Annotated in this window: 15 protein-coding genes; 5 read left to right on the top strand and 10 right to left on the bottom strand. The window is 41.2% G+C overall.

What is annotated here, in order from left to right:
* Both V7S75_RS03520 and V7S75_RS03515 read right to left on the bottom strand, forming a co-directional pair.
* Window positions 1-858, bottom strand: coding sequence for a septal ring lytic transglycosylase RlpA family protein (locus V7S75_RS03520; protein WP_459511400.1), 858 nt, complete (start codon window positions 856-858; stop codon window positions 1-3).
* Window positions 845-1,579, bottom strand: a complete 735-nt coding sequence (locus V7S75_RS03515) for a hypothetical protein (RefSeq protein WP_459511398.1) — start codon at window positions 1,577-1,579, stop codon at window positions 845-847. The genes V7S75_RS03520 and V7S75_RS03515 overlap by 14 nt, the downstream gene beginning before the upstream one ends.
* A 65-nt stretch (window positions 1,580-1,644) precedes the next feature.
* On the opposite strand from V7S75_RS03515, the gene kdsB reads away from it, so the two are divergent.
* The 3 genes from kdsB to metF are packed head-to-tail and all read left to right on the top strand — an operon-like array spanning window position 1,645 to window position 7,168.
* Entirely contained in the window at window positions 1,645-2,397 is a 753-nt protein-coding gene (kdsB, locus tag V7S75_RS03510; protein WP_459511397.1) for a 3-deoxy-manno-octulosonate cytidylyltransferase, read from the top strand.
* A 49-nt stretch (window positions 2,398-2,446) separates the two neighbouring features.
* Window positions 2,447-6,208, top strand: coding sequence for a methionine synthase (metH, locus tag V7S75_RS03505; RefSeq protein WP_459511395.1), 3,762 nt, complete (start codon window positions 2,447-2,449; stop codon window positions 6,206-6,208).
* Between the two features lie 6 nt (window positions 6,209-6,214).
* Entirely contained in the window at window positions 6,215-7,168 is a 954-nt protein-coding gene (metF, locus tag V7S75_RS03500) for a methylenetetrahydrofolate reductase [NAD(P)H] (protein ID WP_459511392.1), read from the top strand.
* On the opposite strand, the gene V7S75_RS03495 is transcribed toward metF, so the two are convergent.
* Window positions 7,165-7,695: an HNH endonuclease gene (locus V7S75_RS03495; protein WP_459511390.1), complete on the bottom strand. Its 531-nt coding sequence runs from the start codon at window positions 7,693-7,695 to the stop codon at window positions 7,165-7,167. The two genes, metF and V7S75_RS03495, sit on opposite strands and share 4 nt — an antisense overlap.
* 89 nt (window positions 7,696-7,784) lie before the next feature.
* Between V7S75_RS03495 and V7S75_RS03490 the strand changes: the two genes are divergently transcribed.
* Window positions 7,785-8,141, top strand: a complete 357-nt coding sequence (locus V7S75_RS03490) for a CoA-binding protein (protein WP_459511388.1) — start codon at window positions 7,785-7,787, stop codon at window positions 8,139-8,141.
* Between the two features lies 1 nt (window position 8,142).
* On the opposite strand, the gene purS is transcribed toward V7S75_RS03490, so the two are convergent.
* Genes purS through selD form a run of 6 tightly spaced genes read right to left on the bottom strand, consistent with a single transcriptional unit; the run spans window position 8,143 to window position 12,281 of the window.
* A complete protein-coding gene (gene purS, locus V7S75_RS03485; protein WP_377977183.1) occupies window positions 8,143-8,394 on the bottom strand; it encodes a phosphoribosylformylglycinamidine synthase subunit PurS in 252 nt (83 codons plus the stop codon).
* Window positions 8,391-9,107, bottom strand: coding sequence for a CDP-diacylglycerol--serine O-phosphatidyltransferase (pssA, locus tag V7S75_RS03480; RefSeq protein ID WP_459511386.1), 717 nt, complete (start codon window positions 9,105-9,107; stop codon window positions 8,391-8,393). The genes purS and pssA overlap by 4 nt, the downstream gene beginning before the upstream one ends.
* On the bottom strand, window positions 9,104-9,745 hold the full coding sequence (locus tag V7S75_RS03475; RefSeq protein ID WP_459511384.1) for an MBL fold metallo-hydrolase: 642 nt from the start codon (window positions 9,743-9,745) through the stop codon (window positions 9,104-9,106). The genes pssA and V7S75_RS03475 overlap by 4 nt, the downstream gene beginning before the upstream one ends.
* A gap of 30 nt (window positions 9,746-9,775) precedes the next feature.
* Window positions 9,776-10,477 carry an SAM-dependent methyltransferase gene (locus V7S75_RS03470; protein WP_459511383.1) on the bottom strand — a complete coding sequence of 234 codons (702 nt, stop codon included), beginning with the start codon at window positions 10,475-10,477 and terminating at the stop codon, window positions 9,776-9,778.
* A complete protein-coding gene (locus V7S75_RS03465; protein WP_459511381.1) occupies window positions 10,474-11,235 on the bottom strand; it encodes an alpha/beta fold hydrolase in 762 nt (253 codons plus the stop codon). The genes V7S75_RS03470 and V7S75_RS03465 overlap by 4 nt, the downstream gene beginning before the upstream one ends.
* Window positions 11,235-12,281, bottom strand: a complete 1,047-nt coding sequence (gene selD, locus V7S75_RS03460; protein ID WP_459511379.1) for a selenide, water dikinase SelD — start codon at window positions 12,279-12,281, stop codon at window positions 11,235-11,237. The genes V7S75_RS03465 and selD overlap by 1 nt, the downstream gene beginning before the upstream one ends.
* A gap of 256 nt (window positions 12,282-12,537) precedes the next feature.
* Between selD and V7S75_RS03455 the strand changes: the two genes are divergently transcribed.
* Window positions 12,538-15,864: a TonB-dependent receptor gene (locus tag V7S75_RS03455; protein ID WP_459511378.1), complete on the top strand. Its 3,327-nt coding sequence runs from the start codon at window positions 12,538-12,540 to the stop codon at window positions 15,862-15,864.
* Window positions 15,865-16,173: 309 nt separating this feature from the next.
* On the opposite strand, the gene V7S75_RS03450 is transcribed toward V7S75_RS03455, so the two are convergent.
* The gene (locus V7S75_RS03450; protein WP_315576600.1) at window positions 16,174-17,145 is read right to left on the bottom strand and encodes a UDP-glucuronic acid decarboxylase family protein; all 972 of its coding nucleotides are present in this window, start codon (window positions 17,143-17,145) and stop codon (window positions 16,174-16,176) included.
* Between the last annotated feature and the right edge of the window lie 2 nt (window positions 17,146-17,147).

Raw genomic sequence — 17,147 nt, 5'->3', positions numbered from 1 at the left:
TTATTGTACTAAATAGCTGATTTCAGCGCGAATCCGTTTGTCAACTGCATTTAAACGCTCAAATGCTTTTGGGGATAATTTGATGATCAATTTGCTATCTGTGTTCGGTAAACGTCCAATTACTTTTACCCATATACTTTGTCCATTGGCCAAGTTTTTAACTAATACCAAAGTCCCAATAGGTGCTGATTTATGCAAGGCTAAATATTTGCCTGAATTGTCTGGTACGTCGATTAATTCAGCCATGCCTGTTTCAATCGTTTTACGCATGCCATTAGCATCCGTTTGTTCAGCAACTGCTGAGGGTGCTTTTGTCTCTTCGCTTCCTTTGGCAGGAAGTAAAGCTGATTTGTCAATGGGCGTTGTGGCAGCTGGAGCAGCTACGATGAGCCGTTGGCCTTCCTTCAATACATCACTCGTTAAATTATTCCACTTACGAATTTCAGCCATAGTGACCTTATAAAGATTCGCTACGGTCAAAAGGCTTTGTTTCGCCGTTACAATGTGAATACCATTGTTTTTAGCGGGTTCCACGGGAGCTGTTGGCTTTTCAACAGGTTTAGCCACATTGCCCAAGGTATTCGTACTCTCGTCCAAATAGTGTAATGGGATGAATACCAATTCCCCCGAATTAACCGGTATTTCGATTTCCGGGTTTACCTGTTTGAACTCGGTTAATGATAAGTTGAAGCGCTTCAATACGCTAAAAAGACTTTGTTTAGCCCCTATTTTGTATACCAGATAGGTTTTATTGTTTTCCTTTTTGAGTCCCAAGGAATCAAGGCTATTGCTCATGCCATTGAATGCTCCTAATAGCATGAAAAACAGGATCGTATAACGTATTTTATAAATCTGCATAGATGAAAAGTTCACGTTTATCTTTGATAAAATATAGCGTATTTTGAACGCATTGGAAGGTATGATAGCCCATTAAATCGCCTTCGGCTAAGGTCTCTGAAAACAGCGTATTGAATTCAAAATCACAAATTCTTAGCTTATTTTTCCAAGTGTTCTCGTAAATATAATAAGAAAATATCAGCTTATTGGAGCCTTCCCAATAATCCATTCCTTTTCCGATTTTTTCCTGGAATTTTTGTTCAAAAAGCTTTTCGAATGCCTTAAATTCATCTTGACTTTCCTCGAAATGCAAAGGTGATTCTGGCTTTGTGATTTCAGCTACGCGTTTTGAGATTTCTTCGGTGAATTTTCCTGTTTCGAGATCTATATACCCTTGCGAGGTGTTTAGGTAGGTGTTTTCTAGGCTAACCCATTGACTCAGCGGGATGGCATATCGTTGTTCGCCACTCGGGAAATCGTAAACTTCCAAACCTTCTATTCCAGGATTGATGCCTTTGCGAAGTCTAAGGAATACGCCGCCGTGGGGTAGGCCAGTTAACCATTGTAATCCGTTCGCTATAGAAGGGATTTCTTGTAGTTCTTGCGTATGTAAATTCAAACAATAACTTGCTGATAAATCTGAACTGCGTGTCTCAATCCACAACTGGGGTTCGGCGCTTGTTCCCCAATAGCCTAAGCTCCATAGGGTGTCCGGAAATTGGTGATTGAATATTTTTCGCATAATTCAGAAAGCATCTTCGTCAATTATGTGCAAATTTGGGAAAATTTCGTCACTTATATCATAAAATGATGCACGACAAGAAAGTAATTGCCATTATTCCCGCTCGTTTCGCCTCCACACGTTTTCCCGGTAAACCCTTAGTTGATTTAGGTGGAAAGCCAATGATTCAGCGCACCTACGAACGCGTTATGGCGGTTCATGGTTGGCAGCGCGTTGTCATTGCTACGGACGATTTGCAGATTAAGGCTGCGGCAGAAGCTTTTGGAGCTGAAGTAATTATGACGCGCACGGATCATGTTTCAGGTACGGATCGTTGTGCCGAAGTCCTTAGTAAACTTGGCGATGCCATCGATTATGTCGTGAATATTCAGGGGGACGAACCCTTTATTGAGCCAGCTCAGTTAATGGAATTGGCTGAGGGGTTTAAAACGAATGCTCCTATTTTGACGCTCATTAAAAAAATTGAGGATGCAGATACGCTCTTCTCAGTGAATACGCCCAAGGTTGTCGTAAATCAACGCGGAGAGGCTTTGTATTTTTCCCGACAAACCATTCCGCATCTTCGTGGAGTTCCTGAAAAAGATTGGCTTTCGAATCACCGATTCTTCAAACATATCGGGCTATATGCCTATCGTGCGGATATCTTGCAGGAAATCAGTCGCTTACAGCCTGGTGTTCTCGAATTAGCTGAATCCTTGGAACAATTGCGTTGGTTAGAAAATGGTTATACCATTCAAACTTTAGAAACGGAATATGAAACAGTGGGAATTGACACGCCGGAGGATTTGGTAAAAATCAAAAAAATGGGATTAGTTTAAGCCTTTTTGAGTCCATCATTTGAGGCTTTTGTGGTATATTTGCAGGATTATGCAGAAGCCATCTATATACGAACAATTACGCCAACGGATTTTAGTCCTGGATGGCGCTATGGGTTCATTGATTCAAGAATATAAGTTATCAGATGCCGATTACCGTGGCGAACGTTTCAAGGATTTTCCTCATGAGGTAAAGGGTAATAATGATTTGCTTTCCATTACCCGTCCAGATGTTATCAAGGAAATTCATGCCAAATATTTTGAAGCGGGTGCTGATATCGCTGAAACGAATACCTTTTCGGGTACTTCCATTGCGATGGCCGATTACCACATGGAGGATTTGGTGTATGAATTAAATTACGAATCTGCGAAAATTGCACGTGAGGTTGCCGATGAATTTACGGCGAAAACCCCTCATAAGCCACGTTACGTGGCGGGATCTATTGGACCAACGAACCGTACGCTTTCGTTATCGCCCGATGTGAATGACCCTGGATATCGTGCCGTTACATTCGATGAATTAGTAGAAGCATATACGGAACAAGTACGCGGATTAGTGGATGGAGGAGCCGATGTGTTATTGGTCGAAACCGTTTTTGATACGCTTAACGCCAAAGCCGCGCTATTTGCCATTGATGAGTTTTTCAAAACAAACCCAAGCAAACCCTATTTGCCTGTCATGGTTTCAGGAACCATTACGGATGCTTCTGGGCGGACGCTTTCAGGCCAAACGACGGAAGCATTTTTGACTTCTATTTCGCACATGCCATTGATGTCAGTGGGCTTAAACTGTGCGCTTGGAGCGGATTTGATGCGCCCATATGTCAAGACCCTAAATGATAAATCACCATTTTACGTTTCTGCTCACCCGAATGCGGGTCTGCCGAATGAAATGGGTGAATACGATCAGAGCCCTGAACAAATGGCTGTGGTTATCGAGGACTTTTTACAAAATGGTTTTGTCAATATTATTGGAGGATGTTGCGGAACGACGCCTGCACACATTCAGGCAATTGCGGAAGTGGCAGCGAAATACCCACCACATCAATTACCTGTATCCGGTCATAATCAAAAACTTTCAGGTTTAGAGCCGTTGGAAATTACAGAATTGACCAATTTTGTCAATGTAGGTGAGCGTTGTAACGTAACCGGTTCCAAGAAATTTGCCCGTTTGATTCGTGAGGAGAATTTCGAAGAAGCCATTGCTGTTGCTCGGGAGCAAGTTGATGGTGGTGCGCAGATTTTGGATATCAACATGGATGAAGGAATGATTGATGGCGTGAAAATGATGCCACAATTCTTGAATTTGTTGATGGCAGAGCCTGATATCGCACGTTTGCCTATCATGATTGACTCCTCTAAATGGGAGGTAATCGAAGCGGGATTGAAATGTGTGCAAGGTAAATCAGTAGTTAATTCCATTTCCTTGAAGGAAGGGGAGGCAAGATTTATTGAACTCGCGCACAAAGTGAAACAATACGGTGCCTCTGTTGTGGTCATGGCTTTTGACGAGGCTGGACAAGCAGATTCTTATGAGCGCCGCATCGAAATTTGTGAAAGAGCTTATCGGATTTTGGTGGACGAAGTGGGATTTCCTGCCGAAGACATCATTTTCGACCCCAATATTTTAACGGTTGCGACGGGAATCGAGGAGCATAATAATTATGCCAATGATTTTATCAAAGCAACGAAATGGATTAAAGAAAACCTGCCTCTAGCCAAAGTATCAGGTGGAGTTTCGAATATTTCCTTCTCTTTCCGTGGAAACGAACCCGTTCGTGAAGCGATGCATACCGTCTTTTTATATCACGCAATCAAAGCGGGAATGGACATGGGTATCGTGAATGCGAGCCAATTAGGCGTTTATGACCAAATTGAACAACCGCTTCGTGATTTATGCGAGGATGTCTTGTTGAATCGCAACGCTGAAGCAACGGAGAAGTTGGTAAATTTTGCTGAAACAGTTAAGTCGGTTGGCAAAGAAGCCGTCGTTGATGATGCTTGGCGTTCATTGCCAGTGAATAAGCGTTTGGAGCATGCATTAATCAAAGGCTTAACCGAATTTATTGATGAAGATGTGGAGGAAGCGCGCCAACAAGTTGAACGTCCAATTCAGGTGATTGAAGGTCCATTAATGGATGGAATGAACGTTGTGGGCGACTTGTTTGGTGAAGGAAAAATGTTCTTGCCCCAAGTGGTGAAATCGGCACGTGTCATGAAAAAGGCCGTTGCTTATTTATTGCCTTTTATTGAAGCGGAAAAGCAAGGTGGCGAGAGTTCATCTGCAGGTAAAATCCTTTTAGCTACGGTGAAAGGGGATGTACATGATATTGGTAAAAATATCGTAGGTGTTGTTTTGGCTTGTAATAATTATGAGGTTATTGACATCGGTGTGATGGTTTCTTGTGAGAAAATTTTGGCCGCTGCGAAAGAACACAATGTAGATATCATTGGTTTATCGGGCTTGATTACGCCATCTCTAGATGAGATGGTTTATGTTGCCAAAGAAATGGAACGCCAAGGGTTCAAAGTACCATTGTTGATCGGTGGCGCTACGACCTCACGCATCCATACTGCGGTGAAAATTGATCCACATTACAGTGGACCTGTTATTCACGTGTTGGATGCATCTCGTTCGGTTCCTGTAGCTGGCCGACTATTGCAAAGTGACTTGACTTCGCAAGAAATCTTCAACGAGATTAAGCAGGAATATGCGGAATTGAGAGTTTCGCATGCAGCACGCCAACAAGAGAAAAACTATTTGTCGATTGAACAAGCGCGTCAAAAGCCATCTGGGATCGATTGGACTGGGTTCAAAGCCTCTAAGCCAAGCTTCTTAGGTGTGAAATATTTCCAAGATTATGATTTAGCCGAAATCGCTAAATACATCGATTGGACTCCGTTCTTCTCCACTTGGCAATTGTCGGGCAAATACCCTCGCATTTTCGAAAATGAGACCATTGGGCAAGAAGCAAGAAAATTATTCAATGATGCGCAAGCCTTGTTGAAGGAAATTGTTGACAATAAATTATTGACAGCTAAAGCCGCTTTAGGCTTTTTCCCAGCGAATAGTTTTGGGGATGATATCGTTTTGCATGATATCGTTGAAAAAGTCAAAGAAGTTCCTTGTGACAAACATGGTGTTCATACGCACATCGAATACGATGTCCTTCGCAAGGATGAAACGTCTGATTCAAGTGCTTGGTTGCATCATTTACGCCAACAAGGTCAGAAGTCGGCAAGTCTGCCAAATCGTTGTTTGAGTGATTTTGTTGCTCCTTTACAAAGTGGCGAGACGGATTATGTAGGGGCATTTGCTGTTACAACAGGTGTGGGCATTGAAGTGTTGTTGGAACGCTTTGAGAAGCAGCACGATGATTATAATTCGATTATGGTGAAGGCCTTGGCGGATCGTTTAGCGGAAGCATTTGCTGAATTGATGCATGCGCGCGTTCGTAAGGAGTTTTGGGCATATGCCTCAGAAGAAAACCTATCGAATGAGGAAATGATTTCGGAGAAATACCAAGGGATTCGTCCGGCACCCGGTTATCCGGCTTGTCCAGATCATACGGAAAAGAAACGCTTATTTGAATTGTTGGATGCTGAGAAACAGTTGGGTATAGAGTTGACTGAGAGTTATGCGATGCACCCAGCTTCTTCGGTATCCGGTTTCTATTTCTCTCATCCGGAAAGTACGTATTTTGGTTTAGGTAAAATTGCCAAAGACCAAGTCGTGGATTATGCTGCTCGTAAAGGCATGCCTGTAGATGAGATTGAGCGGTGGTTGAGTCCCGTTTTAACCTATGATGTTTAAGATTACATGACAAAAATTACGGAATATTTAGCTGCGGCAAAGGGTAAAACCCTCTTTTCAATCGAGATTATTCCCCCGATGAAAGGCCAACATTTGGGTGAATTAGTTTCGCACATTGAGCCTTTGATGGAGTTTAATCCGCCTTTTATAGAGGTGACCTATCATCGGGAAGAATACATCGAAAAGATAGTTGATGGTCTCTTGAAACGTATCCCGATTCGCAAGCGTCCGGGTACACTGGGTATTTGTGCAGCTATTATGCAGAAATTCAAGGTTGAGGCTGTTCCTCATGTTATTTGTGGTGGTTTTACCAAAGAAGAAACGGAAGATTTCCTAATCGATTTACATTATTTAGGCATCGAAAATGCCTTAGTATTACGTGGAGATCAAGAAAAAGGAGAGGAGCGTTTTATTCCCAAGCCGGGTGGGCACGCTTATGCGAATGAATTAGTGGCGCAGGTTCATGCCATGAATCAAGGGATTTTATTACATGAGGAGACGGAGTCTTTGCCAACTAATTTCTGTATTGGAGTAGCGGCCTATCCTGAAAAACATTTCGAGGCTGTTTCTTTGGAAGAAGACATGCGCTATTTGAAACAAAAAGTGGATGCAGGAGCTGATTACATTGTGACACAAATGTTTTTCAACAATCAGCATTACTTTGATTTTGTAGAGAAATGTCGGGCCATGGATATCCACGTCCCTATTATCCCAGGTTTAAAGCCTTTAGCAACAGCACGTCAATTGGAAATTTTGCCTGAAATATTCCATTTAGAGATGCCTGAGGCATTAGCTTCTGAGGCAAAAAAATGTACTAATAACGCAGCAATTAAGCAATTAGGTATTGAATGGGCAGTCCAACAAGGTAAAGAATTGATTCAAGCGGGAGTTCCAGCATTACATTTCTATACGATGAGTAAGTCGGACAGTGTGCATGCCATTGCCTCGCAATTGTTCTAGCTCACGTGCTTCCAGTTTTCGCCTTTTTTAATGCGCGTTACCTGCGTTGAGGTGATACCGAATTGCTTGGCAATCATTTTAGGTCTGCTTTTTCCTGAGCGTAAGAGTTGCTTAATGATTTTGACCTTGCCAGGATTAAGTTTATAATGGCTTCCCGTTTCTGGTTTACGTTTATTCACATTGGCTGGATTTCGCTTATTATGCTCCGTTAACTCAGCGCGCGTTACCCATTGAAGGTTCTCAGCTACATTATTCAGTTTGTCGTAATCTTTGTGGATGACAAATAGATTTCCCGAGGATATATGGCTAACGAAGTGCAAAGCCACTAATTTATGTATGTAATAATTGAAATGTTCGGTGCCAATGCGGATATTCAGCGTTCGATACCCTTGTATACTTGACCCTTGTAGGATTTTTTGATGCCGATTTCGGATTCGTCCAAAATTTGAGATTTCATAAACTTGATCAGTCGGAATAGGCAATTCGATAAATGCCCATTTTTCCGCCCAGCGTGTGCGTGATAACATATTGATATAGATTAGTGGTTGTAATTGCGTGTTAAACTACACTAAATACTTGAGATATTTTACTAATATTGTACCAATAAACTGATAATATGCGCGTTTTAGTCTACGGTGCTTCCACAAATCCAGCTCGATATGCCTATAGCGCAACAAATTTATTGTTGGAGAAAGGGCATGAAGTGTTTTTGGTTGGGATAAAAAAAGGGGAGGTTGCTGGGATTAGCATTCAACATAATCAACCGATTATTCCTGATATTGATACGGTAACATTGTATGTAGGGCCGGCACACCAACAAGATTTGTTGGCATATATCGAGCAATTAAGCCCCAAGCGGGTAATCTTTAATCCAGGTACTGAGAACCCATCTTTGATGGCTGAATTAAGTAAGCAGGGAATTCAAGTAGAAGAGGCCTGTACGCTTGTTATGCTGCATACAGGCCAATTCTGATTTAGATCGCTGTTAGCGTAAATTCGAATTCTTCCATAATAAGGTTTGCCAATAATTTCTTGCATGCCTCCGTCACAATTTCATTCGCCGCCGCTTCAGTAGCTGCCTCTAATTGCAAAGTAATGTGCTTTCCGATACGAACATCAGCTACTTGCGTGATATTTAAGTTTTGTAAGCCTATGCGAACTGCTTTTCCTTGTGGGTCAAGAATTTCTTTTTGTGGCATTACATTGATTTCGGCGATGAATTTCATTTTTGAAAGGATTTATTTAACGAAAGAATACCTGATAAAGCAATATAGGATATTACCAAAACAGGGAAAGCTGCAAAATTAAACATTACTAGCATAGCAACGCAATAAATTAAGAATAAGTATCGACTTTGATTGTCGGCCCAAGTCCAAGTCTTGAATTTGAAAGCCATGAGTGGTAATTCAGATACCAGCAAATAGCTCATCAAAATGCTGTAGATTAAAAGGCCTTTGTAATGTAAAATGTAGGCCGTGTATTCAGGTTGGAAATGTAATATGAGTGGCAAGGAAGCGACAAGTAGACCATTAGCTGGCGTAGGTACTCCAATAAACGAGTCGGTTTGTCTAGTGTCAATGTTGAATTTGGCTAATCGATACGCCGACATTAATGCCAATGAAAATACCATAAACGGCTTATAGAAGCCCAGTGGTCCTACCGTACATTGAGCTCCACAACTTTGTTCCACTAAATTGAAAAGCATAAAGCTGGGTAGGACGCCAAAAGAAACCATGTCGGCCAAGGAATCAAGCTCTTTGCCTAATTCAGAATAGGCATGCAATAATCGAGCAAGAAAGCCGTCTAAAAAATCACAAATCAAGGAAATGAAAATGCAATACGATGCAAACAACATATTGCCTTGCATAACAAAATACAAACCCATGCAACCTGCTAAGAGATTTCCTAAGGTCAATAAATTAGGGATTTCCTTTTTCATGCTTTGACAAATGGATTAGCTATTTTTTCTTCTTCGATACGTGTAGAAGGACCATGCCCCGGAAATACCACAGTTTCTCCAGGCAAAGTATATAGTTGAGTTTTGATACTGTTTACGAGGTCTGCGTGATTGCACAAAGGAAAATCCGTCCGACCAATACTTCTTTTAAATAATACGTCTCCTCCAAATACCCATCCCATGGATGCTTCATAAAAGGCAACATGTCCAGGTGCGTGCCCTGGGACAAATAGAACCTTAAAGTTCATTTCGCCAATTTGGATTTGTTCATCATTAACAAGCCAGCGATCTACTTCGGCCGTTTGGAAATGCGGAAATCCATAGACTTGTGCGCGATTTGATGCATCGGCCAACAAGGGTTTATCCAAAGGATGTAGGCAAAATGGAATTTGGTAGGTTTGTTGGAAGTAAGCAACACCCAGCACGTGGTCAATGTGTGCGTGTGTGTTTAAGATATATTGAAGCTTAATCCCTTTTGATTCGATGAAATCATGCAATTCTTTTCGTTCATCATAGGTATAGCAACCTGGGTCAATGATAACACCCATTCCGGCATCATCCCACACCAAATAGGAGTTCTCTTGGAAAGGATTGCAGGTAAAGGATTTTTGATGAATCACGAAAAAATATTTTGGTGCAAATTACGAATTTTATGAGCGTCCCAATAGAAAGATGCAGGGTTTTTTGTGTAGATCGGGCTTTTCCTCCGACCACTGTTTCAAGGTTTTCGTTTGTGTAAATCCTGTTGAATCTTGAATATTACACCCTATTGCTAATAATTGATTTCCAGGTAATTGTTGGATTAAATCTTCTAACATCGCATTATTACGGTATGGCGTTTCGATGAAGAGTTGGGTTTCACCCAATTTCTCTACATCTTTTTGTAGCATTTCGATTCTTCGTATTCTTGCGGCGCGATCGATGGGTAAATAGCCATGAAAGCGAAACATTTGACCTGAAAAGCCAGATGCCATTAATGCGAGTAGGATAGAAGAGGGGCCTACGAGTGGCAATACCTCGATGCCTTTTTCTTGTGCGATAGCTACGGCTAAGGCACCCGGATCTGCTACACCGGGGCAACCTGCTTCCGAAATGACACCGATGGATTCAACAGAATTGTATTTGTTGAAAAAGTCGGAAACCGTTTTTCTGTCAGTATCCTTATCTAATATTTCAAACGTTAGCTCATCAATCTGAATGCCGAGTTTCAATTCGCTGATAAATCTGCGGGCCGTCCGTACATTTTCCACGAGAAAATGCTTGCACTGTGAAACAGCTTGACGCACTTCTTCTGGAAGCACATGTGCCGCAGTTTGTTCTGCAATGGGGCAAGGGATGAGCACTAATTTCATAGAATCTCTTTTAACACTTGAACGAAAGCTTCCGGTTGGTCGGCCTGTACCCAATGGCCGGCATTCGGGATTTCGATTAATTCAAAGTTGGGGAAAATCTCCGCAATATAGCGTTCGTCCTCCGGCTGAATATAATGCGAATTCCCACCTTTGATAAAATAGGTGGTCGTTTCGCAGGCATTTTTAACGAACAATTCATGTCCTACCACATCGATGTTTTTGGTAATGACAGCTAAGTTGATGCGCCAAGCAAATTGGCCTTCGGCATTTCGATATAAGTTCTTAAGTAAAAATTGGCGAACCCCTTCATTTTCCTCGAAGCGCTTCATATGATCATTGGCATCGTTTCTCGATTGAATCGCCTGCAAGTTAACAGAATTTAAACCAGCCAATATTTGTGTGTGGTGCACCGGGTAAAATTTGGGTGCAATATCTACCACGATGATTTTTTGCGCGATTCCAGGATAATTTAGGCCAAATTGCATAACCGTTTTTCCACCCATGGAATGCCCGATGATGATGGGATTTTCTAAAGCATGATCTTCAATGAATTCCAATAAGTCGGCAGCCATGACCTGGTAGTCAAATTCGTCCGACCAAGGGGATTGACCATGGTTTCGTTGGTCTAACAAGAAAACGCGGTTGGTATCAGCAAAGGCTTTGGCGATACCAAGCCAGTTGTCGGAGGTACCGAAAATTCCATGTAAGATAATGATTGGGGTTCCCGTTGTTCCAACGGTGCGGGCAAATAGTTTCATTAGGCTAAATAAATGGCTTTTTCTTGTGCTTCAATTAATTCTCCTATGGGACTTAATTCAAAGCCATGTGATTTTGCAAAAGTTTCAAATTCAGATATATGTTCGGCATCGACGGCGATTAATAAGCCGCCCGATGTTTGTGGATCCGCGCCAATAAATCGTTGGCGTTCATTGATCTCGTCGCTCAGTCGGTGACCGTAACTCGCCAAATTTCTCGAAGTTCCACCTGGGAAACATTTTTGGTCTAAGTAATCTGAAATGTTAGGCAACAGGGGTAAGGCATTGAAGTCAATGTAAGCACTCAATCCTGAGCCATCTGCCATTTCCACTAAATGGCCAAATAATCCAAAACCCGTAACATCGGTTAACGATTTTACATAGCTTAATGGACCGAGCTTCTCACCGAAGGAATTTAATGTGCTCATTTGTTTGACGGCGCGCGCTAAATCTTCAGGGCTAACGATTCCGCGTTTTTGGCCAGTGGATAGGATACCAACCCCTAAAGGTTTGGTTAGATAGAGTTTACATCCTTTAACAGCTGTATCGTTTTGTTTCAGATGTTCTTTTTTTACTTTTCCCGTGACTGCTAAACCGAAAATGGGTTCAGGAGAATCAATGGAGTGGCCTCCTGCCAAAGGGATTCCCGCTTCTGCGCAGGCTGCACGGCCGCCTTCAAGGACCTGTGCTGCAATCTCGGGGGCAAGTTTATCCACGGGCCAACCGAGAATGGCAATCGCCATCAAAGGTGAACCACCCATGGCATATATATCTGAAATAGCATTTGTAGCTGCAATTTTCCCGAAATCAAATGGGTCGTCAACAATGGGCATGAAGAAATCCGTTGTAGAAATGACGGCCTCGCCGTTTTGCCAATCGAAAACGGCTGCATCGTCTCGGCTTTCATTCCCTACAAGAAGGAGTGGATGGTGTTTTTTGGGAGAATCTGATTTAAGGATGGTGTCTAAAATTTGGGGTGAAATTTTGCACCCGCATCCTGCACCATGAGAAAACGCTGTTAATTTAACTGCTTCGTTATTTGATTGCATAATATTTAAATCTAGGGCAAAATTATTCTTTAAATAGTTAAAAATTATCTTTCTGTTAAATTTAAAATGATTTTAGGACTAATCTAGGGCTGTATCATGCGAATAGGTAAATTTAATATGCCTTTAATGCTATATATCAGATATTTATCTAGCATTTAGCTGCAAAAGCTTTTCGTTTATTTTTGGAGTATTTGATTTTTTAGGTTTATTTTGTGACCAAATTCTTCAGTTTCATTTATAACTAAATTCCAAATTTATGCAGAGAAGATTTATTACTCATTCTGTGTTGTTAGGGGCATTTTTAATGCTTTTGATGGCGCTACCCATTGGGCAAGTGTTTGCACAGGGTTCTACCACTTCCGCTTTAGCGGGTAGTGTAGTTGATGAAAAGGGTGAAGGCTTACCGGGAGCTACGGTAATCGCTATTCACGAACCTACAGGTTCTCGTTATGGTGCGTCTACACGTGCTGACGGTCGTTACAACATCGTAAACATGCGTGTGGGTGGTCCATACAAAGTTTCTGTAACTTTCGTAGGTTACAAAGAAGCAGTTCAATCAGGTATCGTTTTGACTTTGGCTTCAGAGCTTCGTCAAAATTTCAAATTAGAGGTTAATCAATCTCAATTGGAAGAAGTTAAAGTTGTTGCGTCTCGTTCATCTGTGATTAACTCAGGTCGTACAGGTGCTGCTACAACGGTTTCTAACAATTCGATTACGACATTGCCTACATTGAACCGTTCATTAGGTGATTTTGCTCGTTTAGATCCACGTGCGAATGGTTTGAACTTTGCAGGACGTAATGCATTATATAACAACGTAACAGTTGATGGAGCATTCTTTAACAATGCTTTTGCGTTGTCTCCAACTATCGGTGGACAAGCTGGTGCATCTCCTATTTCAGTGGACGCGATTGACCAATTCCAAGTTTTAATTGCTCCATATGACGTTCGTCAAGGTATGGCAACAGGTGCTAACATCAACGTTGTAACGAAATCAGGTACGAATAACTGGACGGGTTCTGGATACTATTTCGGAACAAACGAAGGTTTGGTAGGAAATAAAATCGGTGATGTAACAAACCAATATGGTAAATTCCAACGTGGTCAATTTGGAGCACGTGTAGGTGGTGCGATCATCAAGAATAAATTATTTGTTTTCGGTTCATTTGAGCAAGAGGCACAAACTGATCCAGGTTCTAACTTTGTAGCTACTCGTACGGGTTCTACGGCTGCGAATCAATCGATTGCTAAGGCGGAAGATTTAGATCGTTTGAAGCAATTCTTGTTGACGAAGTACAACTATGATCCAGGTGCTTACGAAAACTATGACAAAGAAAAATATTCGCAAAAAGCTAACGTTCGTTTAGATTGGAATATTTCTGATAAGCATAAATTGAATATCAAGTATAACTACTTACGTTCTTATGCGGATATCTCTCCATCAAGTTCAGGTTCATTATCAGGTGGTCGTGCTCCATCTGCTACGGTATTGCCTTTCCAAGGTTCATTGTACCGTATCAACAACAACTTAGATTCATACATTGCTGAGTTGAACTCTACATTCTCGAATTCTATTTCGAACAACTTAACAGTTGGTTATACAGCGATGCGTGACTTCCGTCAATCGCCTGTAAACAATAATCCATTTCCTACAGTAGATATTGGTAACAATAACTTAAATGAGTTGACTTCATTCGGTTATGAGCCATTCTCGGCAAATAACCTTTTGGATTCTGATATTTTCCAATTGTCAGATAACTTAACAATCTACAAAGGAAAGAATGTTTACACATTCGGTATTGCATACGAAAGCAACGCGTTTAGAAACGGTTTTGCTCCAAACTACTATGGTGGTTACCAATTCAAATCAATTGATGATTTCATCAAATCTGCTAGCGGTGATTTGACGGTTATTCCTGCTCGTTACCAACAACAATGGTCTAACTATGCTGAATTCCCATTTGCTGAAATGAAAGGAAGTACTTTCTCTTTCTATGGTCAAGATGAAATTACAGCTGCTAAAGGTTTGAAATTGACATTTGGTCTTCGTGGTGATGCTACATCTTTCCCATCATTTGATGAGCCTAAGTACAACAATCCATATGTACCAGCTTTAACTTTCCGTGATGGTGTTAAATTAGCTACAAACAAATTCCCAGAAACTACATTATTGTGGTCTCCTCGTTTTGGATTTAACTGGGATGTGAAAGATGATAAAACAACACAAGTACGTGGTGGTTTAGGTATCTTCTCTGGTCGTGTTCCTTACGTTTGGTTGTCAAACCAATTGTCTAATAATGGTGTATTGTTTGGTTCAGAAAACTTAGCTAACCCTACAAATCGTCCATTTAATGCAGATGTTAATGCATATCGTCCAGCGATTTCATCAACTTTGACTCCTACAGCTTACAACTTAGCTGTAACTGATCCAAACTTTAAATTCTCTCAAGTATTCCGTGGAAACTTGGCAGTAGATAAGCAATTTGGAGATGGTTGGATTGTTTCATTAGAAGGTATCTACACAAAAGATATTAATGCCGTATACTTAGAGAACGTAAACTTGCCAAATTCAACTGTGAAGGCAGTGGGAGCTGATAACCGCGTTATTTTCTATACATTAGGTGCTAATGGCTTACCAGGTTCTGCTAAAAACTTCCAAATTTACGGAAACGTAAAAGGAGTTAATGCGCCTGCGAATGGTATCAATACAACGGCATCACCTAACATTTCTGATGCGATCGTAATCAAGAATACGGATTTAGGTTATTCTTATGCATTAACTGCAACGATCTCTAAATCATTTGAAAATGGTTTATTTGCTTCTTTAGCTTATACGAATTCAGATTCTCGTTCAGTGAATGATGGTGGTTCAATTGCTCAATCTCAATGGAGAGACCGTGTTGTATCGGGTGATCCAAATGAGAACGTAGCATCTTATTCATCTTACATGCAATCACACCGTATTAACGCGTATGGTTCATATAAATTGAATTACTTGAATGAAAAAGCAGCAACTACGTTTGGTTTTACTTATTCAGTAGCTCCAGCAGGTCGTTTCTCTTACACGTACTCAGGTGATATGAATGGTGACAACCAAACAGCTAATGACTTGATCTACATCCCACGTGGACAGTCTGAAATCTTGTTGAAAGATTTAGGAACTTATACTGCTGCTCAACAATGGAACGATTTAGATAAATACATCTCTCAAGATGCTTATTTATCATCACGTCGTGGTCAATACGCTGAGCGTAATGGGGCTGAATTACCTTGGGCTGCTAACTTTGATTTCAAAATCATCCAAGATTTCTATATCAATGTTGCAGGAAAGAAAAATACGTTACAATTAACATTAGACGTGTTTAACTTCGGTAACTACATTACTCCACAATGGGGCTTAAATCAATCATCATTACGTGCTGGTTTATTGAGCTACACAGGTAACGATGCGGCAACTGGAAAACCAGTATTCCAATTCCCTTACCGTTCAGGTACTACGCCATTAACAGAGTCATTCCAACGTTCTTTCGGACTTGGATCTCGTTGGCAAGCACAATTCGGTGTGCGTTATATCTTCAACTAAGGTATTTCGAATCCGAAATAAAAAGGCTGCTCGAAAGAGCAGCCTTTTTTGTTTATCGAAATTTCATTGGCGAACCTTTCAGGATTGCCAAAGTTTGAGGCGTTCACGCCGATTCCTTTGATTGTAGAGACGCGATACTTCGCGTCTATTTCTTTGGCAAACCTTTCGTTTGAGGCGTTCTTACGCCGATTCCCTAGGCTGAAGCCTAGGGTTATTAATAACCCCAGACTTTAGTCTGGGGATTTTGTGATAGATATCTCACCTCCGCCACAAGCACAAAAAAAAGACCGGGTTTCCCCGGTCTTTCATCTAAAACTCTTTATGATGTGCCATTCGATGTAAATCTTCTGGGCTTAATGACTTAAAGTATTCATAGGTGATTTTAAGTCCTTCAGCGCGGGATACTTTGGGTTCCCAACCAAGGATTGATTTGGCCTTTGTAATATCCGGTTTACGTTGTTTCGGATCATCCGTAGGTAATGGAAGAGAAATTAACTTTTGGCTGGTACCAGTCAATTTGATAATCTCCTCACCAAATTCCTTAATCGTAATTTCATCCGGATTTCCGATGTTCACTGGGTGCGGATAATCGCTTAATAACAGTCGATAAATGCCTTCTACTAAATCATCTACAAAGCAGAATGCACGTGTTTGAGATCCATCGCCAAACATGGTTAAGTCTTCACCACGTAATGCTTGTCCAATGAATGCTGGCAAGACACGTCCGTCATTCAGGCGCATACGAGGTCCATAGGTGTTGAATATACGAACAATACGTGTTTCTAAGCCATGATACGTATGGTAAGCCATGGTCATCGCTTCTTGGAAGCGTTTAGCCTCATCGTACACCCCACGCGGTCCTACCGGGTTCACATTTCCCCAATATTCTTCTGGTTGGGGATGAACGGTAGGGTCACCATAAACTTCCGATGTTGATGCGATCAAAACACGCGCATTTTTAACACGTGCTAATCCCAAGCAATTATGAATTCCCAATGAACCTACTTTTAAGGTTTGAATCGGAATCTTTAAATAATCTATCGGAGATGCCGGCGAGGCAAAATGCAAAATGTAATCTAACTCGCCCGGAACGTGAATAAATTTAGACACGTCATGGTGATAGAATTCAAAATGCTCTAATTTGAACAAATGCTCAATATTCTTTAAATCACCTGTAATCAAATTATCCATGGCGATTACATGGTAACCTTCTTTGATAAATCGATCACATAAATGAGAACCTAAAAACCCAGCTCCTCCTGTTATTAATATTCTTTTCATGA

The organism is Aquirufa sp. TARAVU-A1A, assembly GCF_054558675.1.
This window is presented reverse-complemented; position numbering and strand designations above follow the sequence as displayed.

Excerpts from the sequence above, each read along its gene's own strand:
- V7S75_RS03520 (WP_459511400.1), bottom strand. The coding sequence starts at position 858 with ATGCAGATTTATAAAATACGTTATACGATCCTGTTTTTCATGCTATTA.
- V7S75_RS03515 (WP_459511398.1), bottom strand. The coding sequence starts at position 1,579 with ATGCGAAAAATATTCAATCACCAATTTCCGGACACCCTATGGAGCTTA.
- kdsB (WP_459511397.1), top strand. The coding sequence starts at position 1,645 with ATGATGCACGACAAGAAAGTAATTGCCATTATTCCCGCTCGTTTCGCC.
- metH (WP_459511395.1), top strand. The coding sequence starts at position 2,447 with ATGCAGAAGCCATCTATATACGAACAATTACGCCAACGGATTTTAGTC.
- metF (WP_459511392.1), top strand. The coding sequence starts at position 6,215 with ATGACAAAAATTACGGAATATTTAGCTGCGGCAAAGGGTAAAACCCTC.
- V7S75_RS03495 (WP_459511390.1), bottom strand. The coding sequence starts at position 7,695 with ATGTTATCACGCACACGCTGGGCGGAAAAATGGGCATTTATCGAATTG.
- V7S75_RS03490 (WP_459511388.1), top strand. The coding sequence starts at position 7,785 with ATGCGCGTTTTAGTCTACGGTGCTTCCACAAATCCAGCTCGATATGCC.
- purS (WP_377977183.1), bottom strand. The coding sequence starts at position 8,394 with ATGAAATTCATCGCCGAAATCAATGTAATGCCACAAAAAGAAATTCTT.
- pssA (WP_459511386.1), bottom strand. The coding sequence starts at position 9,107 with ATGAAAAAGGAAATCCCTAATTTATTGACCTTAGGAAATCTCTTAGCA.
- V7S75_RS03470 (WP_459511383.1), bottom strand. The coding sequence starts at position 10,477 with ATGAAATTAGTGCTCATCCCTTGCCCCATTGCAGAACAAACTGCGGCA.
- V7S75_RS03465 (WP_459511381.1), bottom strand. The coding sequence starts at position 11,235 with ATGAAACTATTTGCCCGCACCGTTGGAACAACGGGAACCCCAATCATT.
- selD (WP_459511379.1), bottom strand. The coding sequence starts at position 12,281 with ATGCAATCAAATAACGAAGCAGTTAAATTAACAGCGTTTTCTCATGGT.
- V7S75_RS03455 (WP_459511378.1), top strand. The coding sequence starts at position 12,538 with ATGCAGAGAAGATTTATTACTCATTCTGTGTTGTTAGGGGCATTTTTA.
- V7S75_RS03450 (WP_315576600.1), bottom strand. The coding sequence starts at position 17,145 with ATGAAAAGAATATTAATAACAGGAGGAGCTGGGTTTTTAGGTTCTCAT.